This window comes from Amycolatopsis sp. SID8362 (assembly GCF_010550475.1).
GTDB lineage: Bacteria > Actinomycetota > Actinomycetes > Mycobacteriales > Pseudonocardiaceae > Amycolatopsis > Amycolatopsis eburnea.
This window is the reverse complement of record NZ_JAAGNB010000029.1, coordinates 1-5,685: the sequence shown is the minus strand read 5'-3', so window position 1 is coordinate 5,685 and position 5,685 is coordinate 1. Positions and strand designations below refer to the sequence as shown.

The following is a 5,685-nucleotide window of genomic DNA, read 5'->3' as shown; positions in this document are numbered from 1 at the left end:
GCTCGCGCGCGGTCAGCATCTCGTCTTCGCCGGACTCGGGCAGGTCCGACGGCCCGAGCGGCACCGCGGTCCGCCAGGCCCGCTCGAACAGCCCGGCCGTCGCGGTGACCATCCCGGGCAGCCGGAACGAAACCAGGCTGGCGCCCGGCCGCTCGGCGGGCAGCACCACCGACCGGCGGTCGAGCACCAGCGCCTCCATCGGCACCTCGGTGTCGGTCCGCACCCGCGCCCCGGCGAGTGCCAGCGCCCGCGCCGCGCCCGACAGCCGGGCCGAATCGGGGAACAGCGCCCGGCAGGGCACCCCCGCCCGCAGGTTCGCGTGCGCGATCCGGCGGAACTCCCCGACGGCGGCCGCACTAATGTCGGCACTCATGATCAGGACCTCGCCGACCGCCGTGTCCGGTCCGGTCCCCTCGACGAGACTGAGCCCGCTTGCCTGGTCCATCGCCCCATCCCCTCGTTTCGCCGCGGCCGGTTCATGCCAGATCCCGCGGAACCGCTGGTCTTCGCCCGCCGACGCGTTAACGTGCTCGGGCATGTGGCCACTTTCCCCCGGGCACCTGAGGTTTCGATGACAAGCGTGCTGGTCGTCGAGGACGACGAAAACCTGCGGGTCGCGGTGGCCGCGCGGCTCGGCGCGGCGGGCCTCGACATCGAGGTCGCGGGCGATCTCGCGACCGCCGACCAGGCCCTGCGTACGCGACGGCACGACTGCGTCGTGTTCGACCGGATGCTGCCCGACGGCGACGCCATCGGGTACGTCCACGCGCGGCGCCTCGAAGGCTGGCGGACACCGGTGCTGTTCCTGACCGCGCGCGACGCGCTCGCCGACCGGGTCGCCGGCTTCGAGCACGGCGGCGACGACTACCTCGTCAAGCCGTTCGCCGTGGCCGAGCTGACCGAGCGCGTGCTCAACCTCTGCCGCCACGCCGCGTTGGACCGGCCGTCCGTGCTGCGGCACGACGACCTGGTGATGGACTGCGCGCGCCGCGAGGTGCGCCGGGCCGGCGTCCTGCTCACGTTGTCGAACAAGGAGTACGCGGTGCTGGAGTACCTCCTGGTGCACGGCGGCGACCCGGTGCAGCGGGCCGACCTGCTGGAGCACTGCTGGGACAGCACGACCGACCCGATGTCCAACGTGGTCGACGTGACGATCCGCCGGTTGCGCCGCAAGCTGCGGGAGCCGGAGCTGATTCACGCCGTGCGCGGCCTCGGTTATCGGCTGGGTGCCGGGTGAACGGCTCGTCGGCCGAGCGGCTCCGGCGGCTGCGCTGGGCGTTGACGGCGCTGTTCACCGCCGTCAACGCCGTCGGCCTGATCGCGTTCGCCTGGTTCATGATCAGTGAGGACGCCGACCAGGGCACCGAGCGGATCAACGCCGAGCTGCTGCGCGTCACCTCGTCGGTGAGCAGGCTGGTCGGCTACGACGCCGCGATCGACCTCTCGCTGGTCAACACCGACGTGCTGAACGAGCAGTGCCCGCAGTTCGCGATCCTGCCCGGCGGCGCGGCCGGCTTCCAGCCGCACCTGTCGCGGCGGACGTGCGTGCCGGTGGACGCCCAGGTGCTCGACGGGCTGGCCACCGACGCGGTGCGCGGCGGCACGGTGGTGACGGGCTACCAGCGCGGCTCGGGCGGCGAACTGGTGCAGGTCCGGGCGGAGCCGCTGCTCAGCCGGACGGGCAAGCCGTTCGCCGCGGTGATCGCCATCGAGGACACGGCGGCGGTGTCGGCCGAGCACACGCGCTACATGCTGCTGGTGATCGGCAGCTGCGCGCTGCTGGTCACGGCGCTCGGCTTCGCGGCGCACGTGCTGTCCGGCCGCTCGATCCGCCCGGCGGCGTCGGCGTTGCAGCAGCAGGAAGTCCTCCTCGCCGAGACCGCGCACGACCTGCGCACCCCGGTGGCGGCCCTGCGCGCACTGGCCGAGACGGCGATGCTCGACCCCGCGCAGCGCACGGACCTGCTGCCCCGCACGGTCCGCCTGGCGGCGCGGATGGGCGGCATCATCGACGACCTCCTGGTCCGCGCCCGCCTCGCGGCCGGCGTCGAGCAGCTGAGCATCCAGCCGGTGTGGCTCGACCAGCTGGTGGCGGGCGTGGTCGAGGACACCGAACCGGACGGCGCCCAGGTCACGGTGACGACGGCCCCGACGAAGGTGAACGCCGACCCGGCCCTGGTCCAGCGAGCCGTCGGGAACCTCCTGAACAACGCCCTGCGCTACGGCCGCCAGCCGGGCGCCCCGGCGATCGTGCACGTGATGGTCGCGGGCGGCACAGTGACGGTCGCCGACCACGGCCCTGGCATCGACACAACGCTGACCGAGGACGCGTTCGACCGCTTCGCGAGCACGGGCGGATCGTCCGGGCTGGGCCTGTCGATCGTGCGCTGGGTGGCGGAGGCCCATGGGGGGACGCTGTCGGTCTACAACGCCGACGAGGGCGGCGCGATCTTCGAACTGCGGTTCCCGCTGAGCACCTCCTGACCGCGACGGCCGCTCAACGGGGTTCGATGTACTGCGCCCAATCCGGGATCCGGCGGCGGCCGAGTTCGCGCATCACTTCCAGCCGTTCCCGGTAGCGAGCGATGTCCGGCGTGATGGTGCGGAACCAGAAAGAAACGCTGTCCCACTGTTTTGCGGCTTCTTCACCTTCGGTGATGAGCCAGACAGGCGGGTCCGGCAGCTCGATTTCCGCACCGTCGACGACGTGGAAGGTGTACGACTGGTGCTCGACCAGCACGAGCGCGCCTTCGGGATCTGCCAACGGGTCATCGAGGGCCGGCAGGGTGGCCAGCAGGTGGTTCTTCGCGTCACGCCCCACCGCGTGGACCCCGAGCGAACTCCCGGCCAGCCACAGGCCGTGGTCGTTGCCGAGCAGCCGGAAGACTTCGCGAACAGCCTCCGGAACGGTGCGCGAGCCCTGCCCGGTGGCCCAAGCGTCGATTTCGCCGTCGGACGCACCACGCACCGAATCCGCGCGGAGCCCGTCCGACACCGCCGTGGCGAAGATTTCGCGGATCCGTTCCGCGGCACCGGCGTTCGGCACGGTCACCAGATCAGCTCCTCACCCTTGATGTTGACGACTTCGACGCGCACGTTCGGGAAAAGTTTCTCGAACTGCATGATGACATCCTGACACGAATCGCAAATCTGGTAGTCCACCGGGATGTTGTCGCGTTTGGCCGAAGGCAGGTCCACGACCATGCGCAGATCGCCGTCCATGCCCTCGCGCGTGATCGGTTCGTAGGTTTCGCCGCGCTCACTCGCCCGCTCGGCTCCACGTCGGTTGATTTCCTCGAGCGCGCTGTCCATCCGGTCCCGCGCGCGAGCGGTCTCCCCCTTGAGGCCGTTGTCGTAGGCCCGGGACCCGGTCGCTTCTTCCCGCCGCAGCTTCTCGATCTGCTTCCTGACGATCTCGTCGACCTCACCCCGGGGCAGCCCGGACCGCTCGGCGAAGTCACGGCGGACCAGCTCTTCCATGAGCTTGGGTTCGGAGTCGTGCGTCCGGCCGAACTTGACCTCGGGATCCGGTCGGCCGAGCTCCGGCCGATAGGCACCAGCTTCCTTCGTTTCGAACAGGCGCTCGTGCTTCGGGTAGCTCGGGCCTTCGCTCGCCGGCGCCCAGTCGTGGGTCTTCCCGCTGAAGCTGTGGATGCTCTCCGCCTCGCCCTCGAGGCTGCGGTACCTGGAGGTGGTCAGCGCGCGGTCGTGCGGCCGGCGCAGGTCGTCCGTGGTCGGGTTGACGTTCCGGCCGTCGTGGTGCCGGACCGAGTCGAGACCTTCCTCGCGCAGATCCCGGTTCTCCCGACGCAGATCCCGCATGTCCTGATCCCGCTCGGCCGGGTCGTACGGCCGCTGCCCGCGGTGGCGCGCGCTGTCCACGTCGACGTCGTGCGGGTCGCCGTGGTGGGTGTCCGGCGCGAAGCCGTCGTCGCCGGCGCGGTGGGTGGAGCCGTCCGGGTGGTGGGTGTGCCACTCGCCGTCGGGCGGGATCCGGGGGCGCAGGCGGCCGTCCGGGCCGACCTCGAAGCCGGAGGAGAAGACCCGGCCGCGGGAGTCGGTCCAGGCGGCTTTCGTCGGGGCCAGCACTTCGGTGTCGAGTTCGCGGGCCAGGCCGTGGGCGAACGCGTTGGAACTCGCGTCGCAGCCGATCAGGCGGATCGGGCCGCCGTCGTAGTCGGCGTTGCGGCGGAGGAGGTCGGCGAACTCCTTGGGGGTGTAGTGGTGGTCGCCGACTCGGGCGCGGCCGTCGGGGGTGACGTGGACGTCGACGGTGTGGCGGCCGTGCGGGTCGGGCGGGACGCGGTGGGGCAGGTCGCCCAGATCGGGGTCGGCGGCGTGGTAGGAGCTGCCGGAAGGGGTGCTTTCGGCGTGGCGGGCGTTGACGGTGTCGAGGGGTGGGGGGTCGTCGGGGTGGGGGCCGTGCTCGTGCTCGCCGTGGCCGGGGTCCGGGGGCGGGTCGTCGGAGTGAGGACCGCGCTCATGGGCCGGGTCCGGGGGCGGATCGCCGTCGTGACGGCCGCGCGCGTGATTCGGCGGGTCATCGGGGTGACCACCGTGCTCGCGAGCGGCGGCCGGGGACGGCGGGTCGTCAGGGTGCGAGCCGGGCTCGCGAGCAGGCTGATCATCGGGGTACCGACCGTGCCCGTGAGCAGGGTCCAATGGCCGCGGGTCATCAGGGTGACCACCGTGCGCGCGAGCGGCGGCCGGGGACGGTCGGTCGTCAGGGTGCGGGCCGGGCTCGTGAGTGGCGGCCGGGTTGATTGCCTTGTCGATGTCGCCGTTCGGGCGCGGGGGCACGTCGGCCGGAGTCGGGGCCGGGTGGGTTGGCGGGTCGATGCGGTCGACCTTCATCGCTTCGGGGTCGATGTGCGCGACGGCGTTCTCGCCGAATTTCGGCGGCAGACCCGGGTCGCCCGGTTTCAGCGGGTCCGGAGTGGACTCCGGGGCCGGCTCGGCCGCATCCTCGTGCTTCTTCGGCTTGTGGTCCTTGGGCGGGGGCACGTCGGCCGGTCCGCCGGTGGGGGTGAAGCGGTGGCCCGCCGCCATGTCGAGGCCGGTGTGGGTCAGCCCGATACCCTGAAGGAAGGCGAAGGCCACCTTCTGCGGCAACGTTTTCGGCTCGGGTGAACCGGGTGTCGCCCAGCGCTCCTGTTCCAGGAAGTGGTCGCGGTCCACGCCGGTCGTGGCGTGCGTTTCCCGTTCCGGGGCGAGCGCACCCGTCAGGTGGGCCTGGTGCGTGCTCGGGTCCAGCACGGCCTTGCCGTCGCGCCATGGCACGGTGTCGGGCGGCGGGGTTCCGGCGTGCTCGGCGTCCTGATGCCGTGAGTGCTCGCCCGTCCCGGAAGCCGGTGCCTCGCCCCGGCCCGGCTCCACCCCGGTGTGCGGCCGTTCCCCGCCCAGTGCCTCGCCGACGGAACCCGGTCGCGGCGCGGGCTCCGCGGCTCGTTCGGATGGCGCGTGTTCGGCAACCCGCTCCGGCGCTCGCTCCGAAGACACATGCTCGGCAGGCCGCGCCGGCTCGTGCTCCCCCGGCCGCTCCGACGCTCGCTCCGAAGGCACGCGCTCAGTAGGCCGGGTCGGCTCGTGCTCGGCAGGCCGCTCCGGCGCGCGCTCCGAAGGCGCGCGCTCGGTAGGCCGCGACGGCTCGTGCTCCCCCGGCCGCTCGGGCGCTCGTTCCGAAGG

Annotated in this window: 4 protein-coding genes and 1 pseudogene; 2 read left to right on the top strand and 3 right to left on the bottom strand. The window is 72.3% G+C overall.

Annotated features, from left to right (window positions below; translation table 11 throughout):
* Positions 1-538 (bottom strand): annotated as a pseudogene (locus G3I65_RS01295) (hypothetical protein); the annotation flags it as partial.
* 33 nt (positions 539-571) lie between these two features.
* On the opposite strand from G3I65_RS01295, the gene G3I65_RS01290 reads away from it, so the two are divergent.
* Both G3I65_RS01290 and G3I65_RS01285 read left to right on the top strand, forming a co-directional pair.
* Complete coding sequence (locus G3I65_RS01290) at positions 572-1,237, top strand: response regulator transcription factor (protein ID WP_203612247.1); 666 nt, start codon at positions 572-574, stop codon at positions 1,235-1,237.
* Positions 1,234-2,484, top strand: coding sequence for a sensor histidine kinase KdpD (locus G3I65_RS01285; RefSeq protein ID WP_160693942.1), 1,251 nt, complete (start codon positions 1,234-1,236; stop codon positions 2,482-2,484). The genes G3I65_RS01290 and G3I65_RS01285 overlap by 4 nt, the downstream gene beginning before the upstream one ends.
* A 13-nt stretch (positions 2,485-2,497) precedes the next feature.
* Here the strand turns inward: G3I65_RS01285 and G3I65_RS01280 are convergent, their stop codons facing one another.
* Complete coding sequence (locus tag G3I65_RS01280; RefSeq protein WP_125314180.1) at positions 2,498-3,052, bottom strand: hypothetical protein; 555 nt, start codon at positions 3,050-3,052, stop codon at positions 2,498-2,500.
* Positions 3,049-5,280 carry a hypothetical protein gene (locus tag G3I65_RS56905; RefSeq protein WP_239070180.1) on the bottom strand — a complete coding sequence of 744 codons (2,232 nt, stop codon included), beginning with the start codon at positions 5,278-5,280 and terminating at the stop codon, positions 3,049-3,051. Before G3I65_RS56905 ends, G3I65_RS01280 begins: the two co-directional genes overlap by 4 nt.
* Positions 5,281-5,685 lie beyond the last annotated feature (405 nt).

Bases quoted from the DNA above. Each gene is read 5' to 3' on its own strand.
- G3I65_RS01290 (WP_203612247.1), top strand. From the start codon at position 572: ATGACAAGCGTGCTGGTCGTCGAGGACGACGAAAACCTGCGGGTCGCG.